The sequence below is a fragment of the Hoylesella shahii genome, from assembly GCF_937990675.1.
GTDB classification, from domain to species: domain Bacteria; phylum Bacteroidota; class Bacteroidia; order Bacteroidales; family Bacteroidaceae; genus Prevotella; species Prevotella shahii.
On record NZ_CALKQY010000049.1, the window covers coordinates 45,400 to 67,519 of the forward strand.

General features: G+C 41.9%; 10 protein-coding genes. 4 read left to right on the top strand and 6 right to left on the bottom strand.

The genetic code is table 11. From position 1 onward, the window contains the following. Window positions 1-1,118: 1,118 nt before the first annotated feature. From QME03_RS07250 to QME03_RS07275, 6 genes are all read right to left on the bottom strand, one after another. Window positions 1,119-3,635: a zinc-dependent metalloprotease gene (locus tag QME03_RS07250; protein WP_281723917.1), complete on the bottom strand. Its 2,517-nt coding sequence runs from the start codon at window positions 3,633-3,635 to the stop codon at window positions 1,119-1,121. 20 nt (window positions 3,636-3,655) lie between these two features. Continuing rightward, a complete protein-coding gene (locus QME03_RS07255; RefSeq protein ID WP_281723918.1) occupies window positions 3,656-6,208 on the bottom strand; it encodes a zinc-dependent metalloprotease in 2,553 nt (850 codons plus the stop codon). Window positions 6,209-6,214: 6 nt separating this feature from the next. Beyond that, window positions 6,215-7,642, bottom strand: a complete 1,428-nt coding sequence (locus QME03_RS07260) for a PKD-like domain-containing protein (RefSeq protein WP_281723919.1) — start codon at window positions 7,640-7,642, stop codon at window positions 6,215-6,217. A gap of 34 nt (window positions 7,643-7,676) precedes the next feature. Beyond that, window positions 7,677-8,384: a DUF4843 domain-containing protein gene (locus QME03_RS07265; RefSeq protein ID WP_281723920.1), complete on the bottom strand. Its 708-nt coding sequence runs from the start codon at window positions 8,382-8,384 to the stop codon at window positions 7,677-7,679. Window positions 8,385-8,495: 111 nt separating this feature from the next. Then, on the bottom strand, window positions 8,496-9,953 hold the full coding sequence (locus QME03_RS07270; protein ID WP_281723921.1) for a RagB/SusD family nutrient uptake outer membrane protein: 1,458 nt from the start codon (window positions 9,951-9,953) through the stop codon (window positions 8,496-8,498). A gap of 17 nt (window positions 9,954-9,970) precedes the next feature. Further along, entirely contained in the window at window positions 9,971-13,222 is a 3,252-nt protein-coding gene (locus QME03_RS07275; RefSeq protein WP_281723922.1) for a SusC/RagA family TonB-linked outer membrane protein, read from the bottom strand. 1,835 nt (window positions 13,223-15,057) lie between these two features. Here QME03_RS07275 and QME03_RS07280 point away from each other — a divergent pair. From QME03_RS07280 to QME03_RS07295, 4 genes are read left to right on the top strand one after another with little or no spacing between them, the layout of a single operon-like run. Continuing rightward, a complete protein-coding gene (locus QME03_RS07280) occupies window positions 15,058-16,677 on the top strand; it encodes a BACON domain-containing protein (RefSeq protein ID WP_273147153.1) in 1,620 nt (539 codons plus the stop codon). A gap of 34 nt (window positions 16,678-16,711) precedes the next feature. After that, window positions 16,712-18,316 carry a BACON domain-containing protein gene (locus QME03_RS07285; RefSeq protein WP_281723923.1) on the top strand — a complete coding sequence of 535 codons (1,605 nt, stop codon included), beginning with the start codon at window positions 16,712-16,714 and terminating at the stop codon, window positions 18,314-18,316. Window positions 18,317-18,333: 17 nt separating this feature from the next. After that, window positions 18,334-21,090, top strand: coding sequence for a S8 family serine peptidase (locus QME03_RS07290; protein WP_281723924.1), 2,757 nt, complete (start codon window positions 18,334-18,336; stop codon window positions 21,088-21,090). 11 nt (window positions 21,091-21,101) lie between these two features. After that, window positions 21,102-22,052: a PorV/PorQ family protein gene (locus tag QME03_RS07295; protein ID WP_281723925.1), complete on the top strand. Its 951-nt coding sequence runs from the start codon at window positions 21,102-21,104 to the stop codon at window positions 22,050-22,052. Window positions 22,053-22,120: the final 68 nt, after the last annotated feature.

Below are 22,120 nucleotides of genomic sequence, written 5' to 3' on the forward strand. Positions count from 1 at the left end.
TAGGGCAAACCTCTCATACCCTTTTGGCGAAGCGTATAACCTTAGACAGAACAGATTGTATAGCATGTCTAAAACAAACCATTGAGACGACAGCAAGAGCATAACCGTTTGGAGTATGTGCCTAGATTCTGTACGTGTCAAGCTCTTTATATCATTCCTTACTTCCTGCTCATCCCTAGGTTGCTTGTCCACATCTTGTCAACTTTATTTTTTTGACCTGGTATACCATGCTTTCAAAAGTATGCTAGACTATGTGTACAACAATACACAACATTATTACAGGTGACAATGGCCAATTTCCATAAAGCAGCATTGAGGTTTGATGAGTCAATAAATTGTAAAATATTTGCACCATGTTTTAACATTGTGAGTGCCATCCGCGCCGAAATTCTGGACGACGGTGCAAAAAATGCGCGTATTTTTAAAGTTTGTAACTAATTGATATATAGATACTTGTGCATTAAAAGGCGCTAAAACACCCCTTTTTAGCATGTTTTTGGCGCTAAAAGTAGGTTTAAGCGCACAGCCAAAAGCACCAAGCTGTTTTTATTGATAACCGTAAAAAATACCTTAAAAAAGGTGCTTTATGCTACATTTTGCCCACTTTTGGTGCTATTTGCAGCAAATAGGCTTGCGTTTTGCTGCATTTTACCTTGCGTTTAGCACGAGTTAGCAGTGCGTTTTGTAGGAGATAGCCTTGCGTTTTGTAGGAGATAGCGATGCGTTTTGGTGCAAATTGCAAAACGGGTAGATGCTTATCGAGCTGCATTTTGGTTTTTTGGGGAAGCAACGCACGCGCAATTTTTCTCGAAATAGAAAGGCAAAAACCTAGTAAATGGAGAAAATAGACGAGTGGAAGGCTTGAAGCGTGCTGGAGTTTTGCCCCCAAAAACGTGTTTTTCGTCGTTTTTAAGAGCAAATTCTCTCTAGAATGGTTCGGTTGGAAATGGTGTTTTGTAAAATATGTTTACCAATTTAACAATTGATTGATAGATGAGAGGTTAGGAGAAATTAGAAAACTTAAAGTTCAACGTTTATTAAAACAGGCTGATATAATAAAAGGGTGTGCCAAGTTATTTTTGACACACCCCTGTTATAAGTAATATGATGTTATTTAATTAGTCGTTCATATAACGTAGTACACGTGCATACATCAATTCATATTGTGCTTTTACAGTTGTATCACTAGTCGTTTTGATACGTTGTTCAAGCAGGTTTTGCAGTTTCTGTGCATAATGAAACACGTATTCAGCAGTGCGGTCAATAGTTTCCATCCACATAGTCTCGGGTTCGCCATAGCCAGTACCGAAGCCAAGGAAGGCTACATCTTGGTTTTCGTCACGAAGACTGCGAACTTTACCAATCTGTTTAATCTCGTTGATATTAGCTCTCAGACGTTCAACATATAGTTTTTGCATTGAGATATCGTCTTCATCAAGCTTTTCGTCACCAGCGATAGTCTTAGCCCATACATGGTTGTAGGTGTCATCACAATATTCAAGTGGCGAATACGAAGTGGAATCAGCATAATAACTTAACGCAAGACGTGCGGTAGCAGATAATGCCATCTCTTGAATACCACTAGCCAATGTTTTATAAGGATGCGCATTAATCTGTGGCAGACGGTTCTCAATAGATGTTATGCCACGCTTACCAAATTGGTGAGCCTCCTTTAATAGCCACATAGCAGCTTCGCGCTGTTGCTCTTTAGATATAACCTGATATCGGGGCAACCCAGAAGATTCAGTGGTTTGATACAGTTTTATACCACCAAGAAGTGCATACACATTGCGTACATAGCCATAAGCTTGCGAAACAATTTGTCGATAGAGTTTAGCTTTCCGCGTTCCGTCATTGCCATCAGGAATCCATTCGTCAAAGTGATTGAGAATATATTCAAGATTTTTTAGACCATAAGTGCTCGACTTAATGGCGTTGTCGCCCAAGTCTTCCTCTATAGCAGTAGGGTCGTAACGATAGCGCGACTGCTGAAGTCCGTAGCGATACATTGGGTCGTTGGCATGTTTAGCAACAAGGTCTAGCAATGGTTGCACATCATCTCTGTAGCTTTTAGCGTTAGGGAAGACACGATATCCCCATTCAATGGCGTAGTTATCGTACACGCCCAAGAGGGGTGGGGTGAGCGAAACGCCTTTGTCTGTTGGTTGTGCCACGTAATTAAAACGCGCATAGTCCATGATGGAAGTTGTTGTGCCATACTTCTGTGTGAAGGAAGCAGAGCGAAGCGAGTCGGTTGGAATGGAAGCCGATGCGCCCATGTTGTGCATCAGTCCCAAGGTGTGTCCCACTTCATGCGTAACGATATATTCAAGTGTAGCCAACTTAATGCTGTCGGGCATATCTAATGTGCGAGCTGTAGGGTCGAGCTGTGCAGTTTGAATAAATCGCCAACTGTTTATCACATTAACAATATCATTATATACCAATACTGTGGCGGTTATAATCTCACCCGTGCGAGGGTCAATCCATGAAGGGCCCATAGCATTTTCGGTTGCAGTGGGTAGGTATCTTATACATGAGTATTTGAAGTTGTCGGGGTCGAAATTAGGATCATCCGTAGGATAATCTTTAGCTTGCATCACATTTTTAAAGCCAATGCGTTCAAAAGCCTTATTCCATCTGGTTACAGCTTTCTTAATAGCCGGCTTCCAGTCGTTAGGGAAGTTATTGTCTATGTAAAAGACAATCGGTTTTACGGGGTCGCTAAGCTTTCCTGCAAAATAAGCTTCAGGGTCTTTCGGTTCAACTCGCCACCTATTAATGAAGCTAGCATGCTCAATAAGACTGTCGTTGACAATAGATTTTGGTGTAAGGAAATATCCAACCCGTGTGTCGCTAAGTCTAGGAATCATCTTATCCTCTGGCAAGAGCGTCAATGTAAATTGCACGCCGATAGAAACAGGATAATTGCTAATGGCCACATTGCCACTGTTGCCACTCATGTTGGTAACATAATTGCGTTCCATCTTCACGCAGGCATTGTTTTCAAAAGCCTTTAATTCCGTCACCTTAATCCATTCGGGGCGCAGGTCTGCATCTACTCTATAGGGTCCAGCCACCTTAGTTATAACAGGGAAATACTTGCTTTCTCTTAAGAAGAACGACGACGCATCGAACAAAATACCACCCGTTTCCTTGTTTCTAGCCTTTATAGGAAAAGAGAAGAAGTCAAGATTGCGGTAATTTATTTCTTCCGCTTGTTTAGCATTTGTAGTAGGCAGAGCATCGAGCATTTCAGTGTTCACTGCTTGCATCACGATAGAACTGTCTTTCTCAACAAATCGGATGTGTGTAATAGAGCCAGCACGGGTGCCCAATTCAGAAAATTGTGGTGCAGAAACCGATGAAATAGTAGCACCTATAAGCATATCGCGGCCAATAGACGAAGGCGGAAGTTCTACCAGCAGCTTCTCGTTGGTGCGATAAAGAGAGATGAAAGGCCCTTTAGCCGAGTCGGTTTTCTCTTCAGTCAATATTCGTTCGTAGGCGTCTTTTTTCACAACTGCGGTTGTGTTTTTGTTTTGTTTCTTCTTTTTAAAGAAAGAGATGGCGTTCGCAGAGATAGACACATTCAATAGTGCCACAGCCATGACGGTAACTTTTGCCGTTCTCATTGATATTAAAGAAACTGTTCTCATTTCTTCACCTCCATTGTTTTGTTGACTTTGAAAAGCATCATCTCGTAGTGAGTGCGAGCTTCCAAAGGCAAGTTCGCTTTCAAACATTTCTCCAGAGCAGTTCTAAGTTTCAGCAAACTATTGTAGAAATATAGTTCAGAGTTGTCTGCAAGTGTGATGTCTACAGTAGGCGCAAGGTTTTGTGAGGGGTCTCCAAAGCCAGGAGTAGCACCTTCGTCGTCGTTTTTTAATGCTGCTCCACCAGCCGAACCTCCAGCAGCAGCACCGTTACCAGTGGCTTTAGATACTGCACTTTGTGCATAATTCATAAACGCTCTTTGCAGGATACGTTCGCCTTGAGAAGGAGCGCGCAATTGCGCAACGCTTTTAAAGACACCATTATATAGGTCGTCGAAATATTCTTTTTGTGTGTAACTGTTAGGATCTAAGTAAGAGGTAACTGCTACGCGATTACGAGCAGCGAGCAAGTCGTAGGCAATAAACTCCAAACTTTGGTCGTAATAGCTAACAGATAAGAAGCCTTTGCGTTCAAATTTGCGGTTGGCATACTTGGTGAAGTTAGCCGCTTGTTGCAAACACCACAATAAAGAGCGCTTCTGGAGTTCTTTCGACACCACTTGATATTGTGGAATTTTAGAAGAAATCTTCATATTGTTGAGATACATACCTCCCACGTTGCTTAGCACCTGCTTGAAAAGCGTATATCTGTTTTGTGCGATTTGCAGGTATAATTTGTCTTTAATACGAGTATCCTCATCGTTCTTAATCCATTTAGAAAGATTGCTTTCAACGATAGAGTAGTTTTTATTGGCAAGTTCGGCACTGGCAATCATGTTATTGCCAAGAGCTTCTGCCTGCACTCTGGGATCCCATCTAGCATTACGTTCAGCGTAAAAGCGAAGGCGTGGATTGATAATATTCTTGTCTACAAAAGCCTCAAGCGTGTTTGTCTCCTCGTTAATAGACACCTTATCAGTATCAAAATAACGGTAGTTCCAATTAATAGTGAAGTAATCGTACATACCTAATCCTGACGAAGCCAGGCTAACGCCTTTGTCTGTAGGTTGTGCCACATAATTATAATGCACATCATCCATTACTGAAGGAGCTAGTCCCATAGTAGTTGTGAAGCGAGCATTACGCAACGAGTCGGTGGGGTAGGTTGCAGATGCGCCAAGATTATTTAGTAAACCTAGCATCTTTCCAGTTTCTTTTGTAACCAACATCTTTAAGCCTTGAGCAAAATGCTGTGCCGATAAGCGGTTGCCTCGCACAGAAGGGTCAACAGCTCCCGTTTCAATCAGGCGCCATTTGTGCAAAAGTTTTTCAACATCCGAGTAGATAAACATCGAAGCGCTCATAATTTCACCCGTGTTGGGGTTAACATATAAGTCGCTTGTAGGAGCTGAAGATGCACCGCTTGGAATGTATCGGATGCACGAATATTGAATATTATCAGGGTCAAAACCTTGTTTTTGAGGAAAATCTACCACTTCGATAGCATTTTTAAACCCAATCTTCTCAAACGCTTTGTTCCATTCCAGTATGCCTTCTCTAATGGGTTGCTTCCAAGATTCGGGGAAGTTGTCGTCCAAATAGAAACGTATGGCATTAACAGGCATGGTGGCTTTACCTTTAGTATAAGCCTTTTTATCTTTTGGTACGAGGTTCCAACGATGCGAGAAGAATATACGTTTTGTGCTTGCACCTTCTTTAGGCATGCCCAAACGAACAGAGAAGTCTACGCCGATGCGCGAATCCATGATGCGCGGACGCATTGCAGATTCGGGTACAAGAGCCAGGCTAAAGCTTACGCCCACAGTTGTAGGACGTTCTCCACCAATGGGCATAGACATCAGTGATGTAGATACGCCATATGTGAAATCGTTATTTACAGAGAGATTTGTGTCGAAACTTTTGATGCCACGAATAAACGATAATTCTGATTTAGGCGTAGCCTTAACACTGTAGTTGCCATTTTTAGTTGGCATCACAGGTATTAAGTTGGTGGGTTTTCCTAATAAAGCAGTTACATCAAATACCACAGCACTGCTGTCGTTGTTGTATGCCATGATGTTAAAGCCTTGCCAAATGCCGTCGCGATAGTTCAAAGACAATGCCTCATTTAGGTCGGGCGAAGAAGCATTGTCTTCAAAAAGGACATTGTTCGGTGTTTTCATTACCACCGAACTGTCTTGTATGTCGAAGTAGAACAATACAGGATTGGAACTTGTTGAGCCCACTGTTACAGCTGTAGGGTCGGTGGTAGAGGTAATTGTTCCACCCAGCATCATTTGCTTTTTAAGCAAAGTTCTAGGTAGTTCAAGGTAAATTTTGTTGTCAAGTTTATGAACGGTGATAAACTTACTACGTGCTGTTTCAGTCTTCTTGTCTTTAAAAAGTCTGTCATACTTTGTTTCTTTCTTAGGCTTTGAGGCCGACTTTGATTTGTTTTCGTCGGCCTTTGCTGCACTGCTTTGCAATGCAAGGAGGAGCAGCAAAGCCCCTCCTTGTACCGATTGTCTAAATGAGAAATTCATTTTTATCATTGGTTGTTATTTATTTCTATATAAAGCCTTAACAATACGGCCTGTGATGTTCTTTTTCGACCAGCGTAATGTGTTTGTTTGCGTGTCGTAACAATATAAGCTTCCTGGCATCGACGCTGCAGCATCGTTTGTGGCAACATAGATAAGATTGTCATTATCAGAGAAAGTAAAGTCTACAATAGTCTCTGAACTGTTACCAACGGTAAATAAAGCTTCTGTTGGGAAGTTGCTATTTGCAAGAACATTGTGAGCATAAACGGCATTGCCTTTTGTGTAATACACAATATTCTTACTACGTGCCGAACGTACTACAGCGCCATTATCAATACCCGAAGAAGCGGGCATAGCTGCTCTGTATAGCACGTTAGGCGCAATCTTTCTGTCGGCTGATGCTGAGAAATATCCAGGGAAGAGATACGTAAAGTAGAATGTTCCCGTACTTTTCTGACAGGTTATCAATGCCATATTGCGCTGTTTGTTTACACTTCCCATGCCCACTAGTGTGTCACCAGTAAATGTTCCTTTTAGTATCTCTGCAGGAATTGAAGTGGTTTCAATGGGCATAGTTAGCAGCGCACCATGCGCATTGTCAAAGTAAGCATCTGCATGCGCATAGAAAAGGTCGTCTCTCCACCATGTTGTCATTCTGTTTGCTAGCGTAACCGAGCCTCCAACTGCATTTGTAAAGCGTGAAGTTTGTGCAAAGATATTGGTAGTGTTCAATCCCACAGAATACAGATTGTTGTTTGTTATCGCCATTGTTTTGGGAGTACCAATGTCTGAGCTAGCTTCAAGCTGAGTTACTTTTTCACCAACAGGAGTTTGAAATAGCGAAAGCATTTCATATCCATCAAGCTGATAAACTGTAGAGGGGTTTCCTGCTGCAATCAACAACACATTGTTAGTTTGGCTTCCAATGGTTTTATGCCATGTCATTGAACAAGGCACGCCAAAGTTGATGTTGGGATTGTTGGTTGCCAATACATCAAGTTGGAAACTCTTGTCCACATCTTCAGATGGTACGTATGAGAGGATGGTCTTGTTGTTGTTTTCGGCTAACAGGAATACACCTTTTGTATAAGCGTATTCTACGTTAATACCAAACTCGTATATTTGGATGTTCTGCCCATTGCTAAGGCGAAGCCGAGCTGAATAGTTGCCAGAGGTTTTGCAAGGATAAACCAACGTTGCATCGTTAGATACCAATTTATGTTCTACTTCCCATTCATAAGTTAACGCTTGATTGCCATTGCTCTGCAACACCGTTGGACTAATCTTTAGCGTATCACCCTGATTAAGTGTGTAGCTGCTGTTAAGTGGAGTCTGCAAACTGATTACAGAAATAGCTTTGTTGCCTTCTGTAGATTCATCGTTTATACACGAGGCTAACATAAAGCATCCAAAAGCTAGGATATATAATGAATTCTTTATCATGTTCGTATGTTTTTTGTTTGTTACCACTGTTTGGTTATTCTGGGTTCGCTGCAAAGTAGGCTACAACCTTTTGGATGTTCCTGTAAAGTTGTGTCCAACTTCTATTGTTACGTATCGCCTTTTCAAGTTGACTAGCGTCAGAGTCGTAGTAAGACAACAGTAGTCTGTATTTAGCTGGTGTATAATCAGGCAGTCCCATCGACTTCAATAGCGGCATATCCCACCAATAGGGTTTTGCCAAAACATTGTCAAAGGCAATTGTTCTCTTTATTTTGTCAGGGAAGCGCACACCTAAGTCGTTGGTTGCTTCCAGTCGAAGTACCAGTCTGATGCTGTCGTTACGTGTGTCGCTTAAGTTTTGACGTAATAATATTACGGGGAAACTAGCCGTTAAACTGTCAGCTGTTACAGTTTGATCGCTATTGATGGCTTCGAAATGAACGCCTGGTTTAGCAGTACTACTAGGGTCAACAACCACCTTATATTGTTGTGTTGCCGACTTTCTTACACCAGCAATTCTTACCCTTACCTTCACTGTGTCTGTAGTAATGCTGGTTGGTTGTGTGCCAAACGAGTAGCTATATAATGTGTCTGCTTCATTGCTTAAATCGAAGTACACTTGGTTCATGCCTTCAAACGTACCATCTTTTGAGTATTCTCCATCATAGTCTACGCCCGAACACGCCTGCCACGAAAGTGCCACTAGGCCGATAGCGCAGAATTTTATTATTGATTTATACATAATTGTAAGTTGTTTATGTTTTTACCTTGCCTTGTTTTTAAGTAAGTACAGCTCTATAGCCCAGATGAAGTCTTAGTGCAGTACTTGTTTTAACGATGTTGTGCCTTGTGTTTAATAAGTATATATCGTTTGGTCGCCATATTCTCTCTCTCTGTCTGGCCAGGGAAGATTGAAGATTGCGTCAGAAGGCTGATAGGTATCAATGTTTCTGAAGTCGGTGAAACTACGGTTATAGTGTTTCAATGCATAGAACGTTTGTCCCATTCCTGGGAACTCGCGCATGCGTTCACGCATCATTTCTTGTTCAAACAGTTCGCGTGTAGACACCTTTGTTGCCTCAACATTGGTCAAGCCTCTGCTCTTTCTCACTTGGTTAAGCAGGTTGATAGCTTCTGTTTGATTGCTATCGTAAAGGCTTTCGCTAAGAATATAGTACATTTCAGGCAGGCTAATTAGCACGAAACCCTTCAATACACCTCTCGTTGCTTCGGCATCATTCTGTATTAAACGAATAAAACTAAAAGACGAAGTAGCCCCCGACGTGTTCTCTCTAAAGAAAGAAGTGAAGCGCAAATCTGAGCTAAGAGCCGTAAAAAGGTCTGTTTCGTAAAGACTACGGGTGTCTCTTCGGCCTTCTACAAATGAGCCAAGACCCGTAGAACGTAAGAAAGCAGTGCGAATAGTGGCAGACCTATCTGCTGCATATACCCCGAATATCATTTCTTTGCTGGCTGGGAAACGCATAACAGAATCTAGCGAAGTGCTCGTGTTTAGTGTAAAATTCTGTGTAGCGTTAATAACTTCACGTGCATATTTTGCGGCTTCAGTGTATTTACCCATAGCATAATAAACACGAGCTTTAGTGGCTTTCACTGCATACTTGTTGAAAAGTATTGTACGACCTTTTGTATAGTCGCGTTGCAGCGTGTTGTCGTATGTCACGTTGTTATCGTTTACGAGCAGCGAGTCGGCCTCGTCTAAATCTTTTAGTATAAGCTTAAATGTGCTCTGCAACGTATAACGTGGGCGATTACTCAAGTTAAATTCTTTGGCGTAAGGCAAGCCCAAGGTGCTAGCATCGCTTCGTCTATAATCTGTGCAATACAGTCTAGCCAAATCAAAGTGCATGAAGGCTCGAAGTCCCAACGCTTCTCCCTTTATCATTTGGCGTTCTTGTGCGCCAATACTGATGTCGTCTATGTGTTTCAACACGTTGTTAACATTGGCAATGTTGTTGTACATATTGGTCCAAACGGCATCAATTACGTTGCGAACCTCTTGGTTGGTGTATTGATATCGGTTGATGTGGTAACTCACATCTAGCGTGTTGTCATAACCAAACTGTTGTCCTAGTTTATCTACTAATCCCCACGATAGGTTCTCGCCATAAAGGTTAGAGGTGGCCAACTTACCATATATGCCAAACATGGCATCCTCATAGCCCGTTAAGTCGGTAAACATTTCATCGTCTGTTAGTTGACCCTTAGGTTGTACATCCAAGAAGTCGTTGCACGATGTGAATAGTGCAAGGGCAGTGGAAAGGGCTATATATTTTGTTATCTTCTTCATTGTTGTTCTGTTTAGTTTTAGAGTGAGAAACGTAATGAGAACTCAAAACTTCTGTCGTATGGATAATTCAGACCGCGTTCTCTCTTTGCTGTTGAAAGATAAAACAGGTCGTTGGTGAGCAGTTCTAAGAACATACGCTTCAAACCATACTTCTGTATAAAGTTTGTTGGAACTTCGTAAGATAGCGAAAGACTACTCATGCGCAGATAGTTGTTGCGTTGTACGAATCGCGATGTTTGATACGGGGTTGCGGTATCATCAATACGTTTGTACTTAGCCACTGTGCCTGGCGTTTTCCATCTGTCGTTCAACACGCGCTCGTCGGCATTATATTTGGGGTTGGCTCCTTCAACTTTTGTAGCTAAAGTCTCGTTATACAATGCGCCTCCAAACGAATATTGGAACGTACAGCTAAGTGCAAAACGCTTATATGTGAGGTAAGAGAATACCGAACCTGTTCCTGAGGGGTTGGTATCTCCGAAAATTACCTTGTCGTTAGTGTCGTAAACAAAGGTGTAAGCGCCATTTCGCTTGATAAATATCTCTTGTCCTGTTGAAGGATCGATACCAGCAGAGGGAACCACCTTAAGGGCTGTGAGCGATTGACCTTCTTCGTAGATAGGAAGCGGTGCTACACCATTGTCGCTTTGGTTCTTTTCGTTTTGCTCGCGCAAGGAGTTACTTATCTTTTTGATTTTATTTTTATTGAGAGCATACGTTAGACCCAAAGACCATTGCCAGTCTTTATTTTGAATGGGGATGGTGCGTAGGCGCAATTCAAATCCTTTGTTTTGTACTTCTCCAATGTTTTCGCGCGATGTGGTCACACCCACCGAAGGCGCTTTGGTTATATCCAAAAGCAGGTTGTCGGTGTTCTTGATATAATAATCGGCCGAAAGATCTACGCGTCCGCGGAATGCTGTAAAGTCTAGACCGATGTTAGTGCTAAGCGTGCGTTCCCATTTCAAATCGGGGTTACCAATAGTTATGGGGGTTGCTCCTGTTCCCTTTCCATAAAAGTAAGAACTGTTATAGCTGTATGTTGTCAACGCTTGATAAGGGTTGAAGTTGATGTTACCCAGATACCCCACGCTAGCACGTAGCTTAAGCAATTGCACTGGCGTTCCTTTCATAAACTTTTCGTTGTGGATGTTCCAACCTCCACCAACGCTCCAGAATGGTGCAAAGCGCTGGTTTTTGCCAAAACGCGATGAACCTTCGTAACGATAGATAAGGTCAAGGAAGTATTTGTTGTCCCAAATAGTATTGGCATTCACAAACACACCCACACCTCTGGTTTGCGTATCCGAACCGCTAGGACGGCTGCTGTCGTAAGAAGTGGCAAAGGCTGGATGTCCCAACTTGTCCGAATAGTAGCCTATTGAGCGATAGGTGGCTGCGTCTGATGAGGTTGACTCCACGCTGCTACCACCCATGGCGGTAAGAAACAGTTTTTTAAAGAAGTAGTTGTTGTACGATAACATTAGTTTTCCTTGCAGCGTTGTGGTGTTCACAGTGTTGTCTAAAAGTGAACCGCGCTGGTCGGCCGACTTACTTCTGATTTCGCTATAGGCTAATGGTGAAGTAAAGCTACGTCTGTTTTGCTTATTACGGTTGATGGTAAAGTCGCCATCCAAACGTACTTTTTCACCAAACCATAGTTGGATGCTGGTTGTATTGAGAAAGTCGAAAGCGTTTGTGTTTGTATAACTACCCAATGAAGCGTCGTATAATGGATTGGCCAAATCGTGATAAAGCGATACACGCAACTTGCCATCCGAATCGTAAGGATTCTCGTAGGGATTCATTTTTGCCCAATCTGAGAAGTCGCCATAGGGCGATTCGTTGTTTGTTACTGATGATATGGTAGAACTATTCGACACAAAGAATTTGCCCGACACATTATAAGAGAGTCGGAAATTGGTTGACAGACGTGAACGGTCTGAACCCTTCATTACACCAGCATCTTTGCCATAGCGCACACCAAGGTTGTATTTGGCGCGTTCGTCACCTCCGTCTACGCTTAAGCTATGCGATTGCGAGAAGGCATTTCGCAGTGGCTTCGAAAGCCAATCGGTCTCTACACCGCTTTGTATGTTATTGAAAATGCGCGCATAGTCTTGGTCAAGTGTATATTGTCGTGAAGGCGATGTATCTGTGAACAAGCCTGCCAAACGCTCGTATTCCAATTTCTCACTAGCATTTAATAGGTTATAATCGTGCAAGTCGGGAGTTGAAAGACGCACCGTTCCGCTATAGTTAAGCTTAAGCTTTCCACCCTTTAGCGTTTTTGTTGTTATAACAATTACACCTGCAGAAGCCTTAGCACCATAAAGAGCAGAGGCAGAAGCGTCTTTCAACACGGTAACTGTCTCGATGTCGTTCATGTCCATGTCATAGACATATTCTGCAGTTACTTGAGCACCGTCTACTACAAACACGGGCGTATTAGCCTGTCCGTCGAATGTTGCACGACCACGAATATTGATTTCGGCCACAGAATTGGGGTCGGCACCCTTTAGGTTATCGTCCGAAATAACCATACCAGGCACAAAGCTTGCAATACTTTTCAATACGTTTTTTGTTCCCACATTCATCAGTTGGTCGCGAGTTACGGCCACCTGAGCACCAGTAAACGAGTTTTTGTTTTTGGTTTGGTAACCTGTTACAACCACTTCTTGCATTTCTTTCGAGTCTTCGTGCAAGGTGATATTGGCCGTGGCGCCATTTTTCACATTCTTATTAACGCTTTTATAGCCAATGTAAGCCACGGTGAGGTGCACCTCTTTCTTATCTGTTTTTACCTCGTATTCGCCGTTGATGTCGGTAACAAATCCGCCATTTATGCCATCCACTCTGATGATAGCGCCAACAAGAGGGTCGCCATTCACGTCGGTAACCTGACCGCGAATGCTACCTTTACGTTGCGTCACGTCCTTTTTGGCAAAAGTAATGGTGTTGCCTTCGATATTATATGATAGTGGAAACTGATTAGATAAGTTTAGTAGCAGACTTGAAACAGACTGGTCGCGCACGTCAAGTGTAATGCCTTTAAAGGCTTTAACGTCTTTATCTGTAAACTTAATACTTAGTCCTGTTTGCTTTGCTACCTCGTTTGCGAAGTCCTCAACCGAGGCATCGCGCATAGAGAGGGTTACTTTTGCTCCACTCAACTCTTGCGCTGAGATGGGCAGACTTAGCGGACCAAAGCATAAGAGGTTCAGAAAAAGAACGCAACTTATGCGCTGGAGAAATTTAATCTTCTGCATCGTTCTCTATTATTTAATGAATTTTGTTATTCGAAATACAATCTTTTAAAACTTGATACTCCTAATTTACTCGTGGTCTTGGAGAGAAAATGACTTAAAAATACTTGTTTAATTATTGAGATGATTGATACCTGTGATACTGTACCTTATTTATATTCAATTGCAAATGTACGGAAAAATATGAAAACAACCACCTATTTAGTTATTAAAAATAAACAAAATGGTGTGTTTCTGTTGAATTTTGTTAGTCTGCTCCTTAGTTTTACTGATATTTTTGTTGCTGTTTGGGTAAATTGATTAACTAATAAATCGGTTCTCATCACTTTTTATGTTACAATATGTATCACGAATTATCCTAGTTTCAATGTTTAGCTGATAATCAGCAAAAACAGATGTTACACTGCAATCTTTCTTGATGCATTTACTTTTGTGTTTCAACGGCGCTTGTTGGCATTGTTATTTTATCAATATTAAGCATATTCGTTATATCTCGGTCTTTTTGTTGAACCAAGATGATGAATTTGTTGTTTCTAGAATGTAAAATAATTGTACTAGAATTTAACATTGTGAGTGCCTTCGTTTAGAAAAAATGGGGCTAAGGCTGAAAATTTGGGCGTATTTTTGTGAGTTTGTAAAGTGTTAGTTTCAAGTTAGTTACGGGTGTAATACCGAAAAATGGGTTATTTTTAGTATGTTTTTGATGTGTTGTGCCTATCTAAACTCACTGCCAAAAATTCTTTCTCTGTTTGCCTTCAAAACCGCTAAAAATCCTATAAATAAGTACTTATAGGTTATTTTTCGGCTGTTATTTGTGTATTTTGCTGCTAAAAGCTCTGCGTTTTGCTGCAATTAACCTTGCGTTTTGCTGCTAAACGCAAGGTGTTTTGGTGCTAAATGCAAGGCGTTTTGCTGCTAAATGCAGTTCGTTTTGGTACAAATAGCATTTTTTATCGAAGGGTTAAGTCTTCATTTTTTTGTTGTTTCGCTTTAAATTTTGGCGCACTTTTTCTCAAAATAGAAATGCAAAACCATATGAAATAACAAAAAACGGTGTAGAAATTCGCTTGAAGAGGGAAGCGAATTTTGAAATTTCAGTGCATTTTCTACCTATTTTAGTGCTTTGATTTGTCTAGAAGGCTGGAATTTATAGTTGTGTTTTGTAAAATACATTTACTAATTTAACAATTTCTCGATAGGTTTATTGTCTGTTTAGAGATGTTACCAACACGCTAATGAATGAGTTGGCGCTAAGATAGGTTTATTGCAAACAAACTATATAACTCAAGTTAATATTAAAAATAATTGATGATAGTAAAGTGTTTGTGCGCTTTTTTTTGAATAGCATCAAGTTAGAATAGCTATGTGCTTAAATAGAATTAAACAAAAGAAGTTGTTTTGTTAACAATATTATACCAAAAAACCTTGTGTGTGTCAACAAAATTATCGACATTTGTAAAAAACTTATTGCCACATTAACTTAAACATTGTGAGTAGGTACCACTTAGTTGTGATAAAGATATTTATGTGCAAGGTAGAACCACATTTGGAAATTATCAGCCTTAGGTATTTAGCCAATAATATTAACTAAATGATATGCAACAATGAAAGGTAAAGATGAAATGATTTTTTGTCACTTAAAAGCTTACTTCATTAAATTAGTGGAGTAGGTTTGTATCCCCATTTGTGGGTATTTTGTGAAATAACCTAAGTCAATTTCTAAAATAAAGTATTTCTTTTTATTAACTTCGCGCTTCAAACGAGCGTCTTTCCAGTAAAGAGTAGACGTTTAACAACGAATTTAAGTATAAGTTTTATCAAATAAAATCTTGAAGAATATGAGCTTTAAAAAAACAATCATTCCGCTATTTATTTGTGGAATAGTTCTTTGCCTTTGCTCGTGTGCAAAGGAAGACGAGTTCGAAATGCCAACATTGGTTCTTTCTGAAAGTAGTGTTTCCTTTGATAAAGGTGTGGGCGAACGAACAATTAGCGTCACTACCAACCAAAATTCCTGGATTGCCTCTTCGCCTCAAGAGGGAGATTGGCTGTCGCTTGTTCAAGATGGCAATGTATTAAAGGTGAAAGTTGCCGAAAACAAAATGGGAACCGAACGCATAAGTCATGTTATTGTCAATGCCAATGGTGCAACGGGTAAGATTGAAGTGAGACAAAGCGCTGCTGATGTAACGCTTGATGTAGTGCCCACTGCTATTTACTTGCCGCAATCGGGTGGCGAAAAGGTTGTTGATGTTACTACAAATACTTCTGCATACGATGTAGTTCTTAGTGAGGATGTTACTTGGTTGAAGATAATAAAGGGTGATGAAGAGATAAAGTTAGTGGCCGAGCGCAACGACTCTTACCTTAACCGTGAGGTAAAACTTTATGCTAAGAGTGGTAATCAAACACGCGAAATCGTTGTTTCTCAATCGGGTATCCAACGTTTTGTCTTGCCTATCAACCCCGGTTTACCCCAAGATGTGCATAAGATTATGGAATACGAATTGGGACGAGGTAGCTATTTGCGCGAGTATCAATCTGCTATGCCGGCCTATGGATTGGAAGAAATGTACACTTTTATCACGCCTTCTCCCATTCTTACATTGATGCAATATAGTAGTGCCGATGGCATTACGCCTTCTCAAATTATCACAGTGGGCGATGGTGCAACAGCTGTTGAGGCAGTTAAAGACAAGGCTTTTGCAAAATTCTTGGCCGATAATGGTTATGTACGTAGCAATTCGGCTTCGGATAGAGAGTATGTCAACGATAAAGAGTTATTGGCTTTGAAGGTTTATATCTCAGAAAAGGTGGGCAATCAAGGGGTTAACCTTACTTTTACACCTGTGATGAAGCAAGTTGGTGATTATAAAACATTCGATAGGCTACCTTATTATCCACTCGAATTGTTGCAGGATGATAATGTGAAATTGGCTCAAGTTGAAAAGTATGAACAAGATGCCGGTAGCAAAGAAGAAGAGAGAAGTTTTAACGAAAACAAGAATACTGAGGTGTCTCAACTGCAATACACGCTTAAAGCTAACAGTGATGCCTCGGCTCCATATGGTCGTATTCACATTTTTTATACCACTGATAAAGACGGCAAATCGCCTGCTAAGTTAGGTAGTGTACAGATAGGTGCCTTGCTTTTTAAGGATACTAGCTTAGGACTCTGGAAGTATGGCAACAAATGGGTTGTTACCAACGAGTTTAAAAAGAAGTTGGGAGACGAGGGATTCTCGTATCTTCGTTCGGCTGGCAACACGCATTACTTTGTTCGCGAACGCGATCACTTGCTCATTGCTGTTTTGTCTGTTGTTGATAATAATGTTCCTGTGTTGGCATTGCTCTACAATTATGATGCTTCTGTGCAGGGGGCTGGCACCAAAGCGCTAAAGGCTCAAAATAAAATGGTGAGCAACTTTGTGGATGCTACGAAGGCGTTGAAGTTTTAGTTATAGGTTATTCCGCATTTAAAACCAATTCAACATGCGTAAAGTAAAAATATATAGGTTGTTTATGCTCTTGCCTTTAAGCCTAATTTTGGGATTAATGGCAAGCTGTGTAAAAAGCGACGACATAGAACAACCGCAACTTAGTGTATCTGATAAAGACCTAAAGTTTGCTAACCAAATTGGCGAAACAATCGTAACGGTTAATACCAATTGCAAAGAATGGATTGCCACAACGCCCAAATCGTGGATGCACCTCACGAAAAACGGAAATGAGATTGCCGTGAAAGTGGATGCAAATACCACTGGAGCTGAACGCAATGGCTATATTCTTGTTGATGGCGGATTGGCGGTTGAGAAAATTTCGGTGACCCAAAGTGCAGCTGATATATCGCTAGAAGTAGCCAACGGTGTGGTGGTTTTGCCTCAAGTGGGTGGCACAACAACTGTTGATGTTAACGTAGAAGGCAGTCTTTATGAACTTGCTCAGAACGAAACGCCCAGCTGGTTGCAGATTGTGAAGAAAAAACACGCTTTGAAATTTATATCAAAGCCAAACTACGATTCAAACGAGAGAAGTATTAAACTCACGCTCTCGTATGCAGGTAAGAGCAGCGAGGTGGTTGTTAAACAGCCTGGGGTGTCTACTTTTATTTTGGCATGTAACCCTGGTACCCCATTTAGTTTGCATAAGATGATGGATTTTGAATATCGTCGAGGAAGTATTCTTAAGGAATATGGTGGCCCAGATGTTGGTAATGGACTCTATGAAGAGAGTTATATCTTCAAAACCTCGTCGCCTTTATTTAAAGAAGTGTTCTATGTTCACGACACGCAGTACTTCACACCCACACGCATTTTTACCCGTTCGTTGGTTAAAGAGGGAGTTGACGCTGTGCGTTCGCAAGCTTTTCAAGACTTTGTTAAGGCTAATGGTTACGAAAGAGACTCAAAAGACACCAATCATTATGTAAACCAAAACGAACTTATCACCATGGATGTGGATGTGATGGAGAGAAACAACAGCGTGGTGCTGTTTTTCTATCAGATGCATGTCCAAGACCGCGATTATGCCACTTTCAACAGTCTTGACCTTGGTCCGCTTGAACTGTTGAATAAGACAGACAAGAAAATAACTGCTGTTGAGGAGTATGAAACGGCAAAAAACAGCGAAGAAGTTACGCGACAGGTATCGAGAAATAGAGAAATTGAAGCCGTGATTTACAAAACAACCGACCCCCTGGTGGTGTCTCGCACCTATTTCTTTTATACGCGTGGTGGTGATTCTCCTGCACCTGCCGATAAGATTGGAAGTGTTGAACAATATAGTTTGAGTATCAGTCAGCCCAATTTAGGCTTGTGGCAACACGGCAGAGAATGGTTTATCACGCGCGAGTTTGATAAGTTGCTTACTTCAAACAATTTCGAGTTCGTGGGCTATAATGGCAAACACCATGTATATGCGCGTCGTTCAGATTATCTTACGCTAGCCATTTCGGGAGGTAAGTTTTCTGATGTGAACAATGGACAGCCCGTTATGCAACTCTCAGTGTTATACAAACCCACAGTATTTGCAGGAAGTAAACAAGCCACGATGGAAAAAGTGGAACAGATGCTTAAAAAGCACAACACAGGGAAATAAGAATAAAAGGACTAGCAATGAAAAAAACAATCATATATCTATGTGCCTGTGCCCTGTGGGGCATGATGGTTGCAACCTCTTGTAGCGACAATTTAGAGTCGTCGGTCGCAAATTCTGATACACGTTCGGTAATTATTGATAAAAACATTTTTGCCGTAAAGGGATGCATCAATGTGAAGTTGGCTAAGACCACAACACGTGCACTGTCTAGTGCTGCCGATGGAAATGTGTCAATGCAGAGTGTACCGTCGGCCATGTCGAAGGCTATGAGTTTTTCGGGCGCTTATAAAATGGAGCGTGTTTTTAAACCAGCAGGTATCTACGAAGCACGCACTGTGGCCGAAGGACTAGATCGCTGGTACACAATTTATTTTGACGAAAGTAAAGATGTGGATGCCGTGTTGCAGCAATTCAATAAGGTTGGCGGTGTGGAATGTGCTGAAAGGGTTCTGCCCATAGCGCACCCCGAGATTAAAACACGTGCTTACGCTGGCGGCAAAGCACCCACGCAACAGGGCAGTGGCTTTTTTAACGACCCGCTTTTGCCTAAACAGTGGCATTATTACAACGATGGCTCGGTTAGTGCCCATGCTAAAAGTGGGGCCGATTGCAATGTTAAACCTGCTTGGGAAAAATACACAACAGGCAAAAGCAATGTGATTGTTGCCGTTGTTGATGGTGGTATAGACGTGACGCACGAAGACCTGGTTGACAATCTTTATGTGAATGAGAAGGAGAAAAATGGTCAAGCAGGTGTTGACGATGATGGAAACGGATTTGTTGATGATGTCTATGGCTACAACTTTGTTGAGGCAAAAGATGTTGTTGGGGGCAAGATAGAACCCGACAACGAAGGGCATGGCACCCACGTGGCCGGCACTGTTGCGGCTCGTAACAACAATGGAAAAGGCGTTGCGGGTATTGCTGGAGGCGATGGTACACCAGGTAGTGGCGTGCGACTTATGAGTTGCCAGATTTTTAGAAACAAAGACGAGCAAGGAGATGCCGCTGCGGCCATAAAATATGCGGCCGACAACGGAGCAGTTATCTGCCAAAACTCGTGGGGATACTCGTTTAAAACTGGTGTTACGGCTATGCCTCAATTGCTGAAAGAGGCAGTAGACTATTTTATTAAGATGGCTGGCTGTGATGCTAATGGCAATCAACGGGCTGATTCGCCTATGAAGGGAGGTGTGGTAATATTTGCTGCAGGCAACGAAAATAAAGAGTTCTCGGCATACCCCGCATGCTATCCGCCAGCGATATCTGTATCGGCGATGGCTTGGAATTTTGCAAAAGCTAGTTACAGCAATTATGCTAACTGGGTAACAATAATGGCTCCAGGTGGTGATCAGGACACTTTTGGAAACGATGGTGGCGTGTTAAGTACTGTGCCAAAACGTAAAGTTCCCTCGGGTTATGCTTTCTTTCAAGGCACATCTATGGCCTGTCCGCACGTATCGGGCATTGCTGCGCTCATCGTTTCGTACTTTGGTAAACAGGGCTTTACTAACGAAGAGTTGAAGTCTCGCCTCATAACGGCTTACCGCCCCTATAATATTGATGAGATAAATCCTGCTTATAAAGGCAAGCTTGGAAGGGGATTTATCGATGCCGAAGCTGCTTTCGAGTCGGATACAAAGATTGCTCCCGATGAGGTGACTAAGCTAACGCTTACGCCCGACTTTGTTGATGTGAATGCAGAATGGAGCATTGCCAAAGACGAAGATAAGACAGCGGCCTTCTATAGATTATATATAAGTGCTAACGACCTTACCCCCGAGAGTCTTAAAGATATGGATTATCAAGAAATTAATGGGGTGGGGCACAGCTTAGGTGAGACACTTAATTACACGTTTAATAATCTAGAAGACAACAAAAGTTATTCTGTTGCCATTGTTGCAGTTGACCGTTGGGGAAATGTTTCAAAGCCAGTTATTAAGAAAGTCTCCACAAAACAGAACCATGCACCAGAGGTAACCAACTTCCCTAATGGGGTTATAGAAGTGAATAGCAATGCAAGAAAGTCGTTTACCTTTAATGTGGCCGACCCAGATGGACACAGTTGGGATATAAAAGCTGCAGGAGAGACCAAAGGTGTGTCTTATTCTTTGAAACAAGGAATGGTTACAGTGAACCTTGTTCCTGTACTCGAGGCTGGTGATTACACGTGCACGTTTATACTTACAGATGATTTGGGTGCTAAAACAGAACAGCGTTTCACGTTTAAAATCATTAAGTACTTGCCGCCAACACTAGAAACGCCATTCTCTAATTACATCGTGGGGTTGGATGAAGGCTTGGTGTCTATACCTCTGAATGGACATTATAAGCACAGTGGTAGCAATCAATTGTCTTTCCAAGCCAGTGTGGGAAATAGCAGTGTTGCTTCTGTAGAGTTAAATAACGACAAGCTTCAGCTCAAACCTTTGGCCCTAGGACTTACCCGCATTAGTGTTGTTGCCTCAGATGGTACGCAGCGATCATCGGAAGGTTCGTTCCAAGTTCGCGTTGTCGAGCGTAAGTCAGCCCCTGTTTATGCCGTTTATCCCATACCCGTTAAGACGGAGATTAACGCGCTTCTTAATTCTGATGTAAAAGAAGCCGAGTTTGTTGTCACTTCAACAGTGGGCGAACAGCTGATGAAAGCCACTGTAGTTCCCGACAACAACAATGTTGCAAAGCTCGACCTTTCAAAACTTCACACAGGTACATACAAGCTTTTTGTGTACACCAACAAGGGAACACACGTGCAAATGTTCATTAAACGATAACCCTAACAATTATGAATAGTAAACATATCATCTTGGCTTGCCTAGCACTTATGGGTGCAATGCAGGCTAATGCCCAAGGACAAGACCTTTCGATACTTACTGCCAATGCAGATGCCCGAACGGCAGCGATGGGTAATGCAATGGTGGCAGCAAAGGGTATGCATCTCTACGCCAATCCTTCTGCTTTTCTTGGTGACGACAAGCGTTTTGCAGCTGATGTAGCTGCTGCTGCTTTTGAAAAAGAACAAGGTATAGAGGGTACTTTTTCGCTTTACACGACCTCTGTGGGCTATAAGTTGGCTAGTAAGCATGCTGTGTTTGCAGGTTTTAGATATGCAGGCGGATTGAAGTTTAAGGGCTACGACATGCAGGGGTTGCCTACAAAAGATTATAAACCTTATAGTTGGACCATTGACCTAGGTTATGCTTACATGCTTGGTGGTGGTTTTTCGGCCTATGCTATGGGCGGAATGCTCTTCAGTCATCAGTCTAAAAATGCTGTTGGAGCATCCTTTACGTTAGGCGCCTCTTATCAAAACGCCGACCTTAGGGTTGCCAATAAGTCTGCCAGTGTTATGCTTGATGCTAAGGTTGGCGCCATTGGTCCAAAGTTAGATTTTGGTAGTGGCAACAAGAATTCGCTACCAACACATGCGGTTCTTGGAGCAACAATGACCATCGATGTTAGCGATAAGCATCAAGTGGCAACTGCCTTGTCTTCGCGTTACTACTTCTTGCCAGAAGATAGCAAAACATTTATGGCGGGTGGAGGTTTGGAATACACCTATAATAAATTAGCTTCGGTTCGTGTAGGTTACGAATATGGCGACCACAACCTCAGCCATGTCACCATGGGCGCAGGCATTAAGTATGGCTCATTTCGCCTAAATGGTGCTTATTTGCTGAGAACGGCTGATGCTGGTAGTAGCTATTTCAATGTAGGCATTGGGTATGATTTTTAATAACATGACTATTTTTTAAGCTAAAAGGCTGGTTCTATGAAAGGTCTTTGAAGACTATTCTAGGTTTT

Bases quoted from the DNA above. Each gene is read 5' to 3' on its own strand.
- QME03_RS07255 (WP_281723918.1), bottom strand. From the start codon at position 6,208: ATGATAAAAATGAATTTCTCATTTAGACAATCGGTACAAGGAGGGGCT.
- QME03_RS07295 (WP_281723925.1), top strand. From the start codon at position 21,102: ATGAATAGTAAACATATCATCTTGGCTTGCCTAGCACTTATGGGTGCA.
- QME03_RS07270 (WP_281723921.1), bottom strand. From the start codon at position 9,953: ATGAAGAAGATAACAAAATATATAGCCCTTTCCACTGCCCTTGCACTA.
- QME03_RS07275 (WP_281723922.1), bottom strand. From the start codon at position 13,222: ATGCAGAAGATTAAATTTCTCCAGCGCATAAGTTGCGTTCTTTTTCTG.
- QME03_RS07260 (WP_281723919.1), bottom strand. From the start codon at position 7,642: ATGATAAAGAATTCATTATATATCCTAGCTTTTGGATGCTTTATGTTA.
- QME03_RS07265 (WP_281723920.1), bottom strand. From the start codon at position 8,384: ATGTATAAATCAATAATAAAATTCTGCGCTATCGGCCTAGTGGCACTT.
- QME03_RS07280 (WP_273147153.1), top strand. From the start codon at position 15,058: ATGAGCTTTAAAAAAACAATCATTCCGCTATTTATTTGTGGAATAGTT.
- QME03_RS07285 (WP_281723923.1), top strand. From the start codon at position 16,712: ATGCGTAAAGTAAAAATATATAGGTTGTTTATGCTCTTGCCTTTAAGC.
- QME03_RS07250 (WP_281723917.1), bottom strand. From the start codon at position 3,635: ATGAGAACGGCAAAAGTTACCGTCATGGCTGTGGCACTATTGAATGTG.
- QME03_RS07290 (WP_281723924.1), top strand. From the start codon at position 18,334: ATGAAAAAAACAATCATATATCTATGTGCCTGTGCCCTGTGGGGCATG.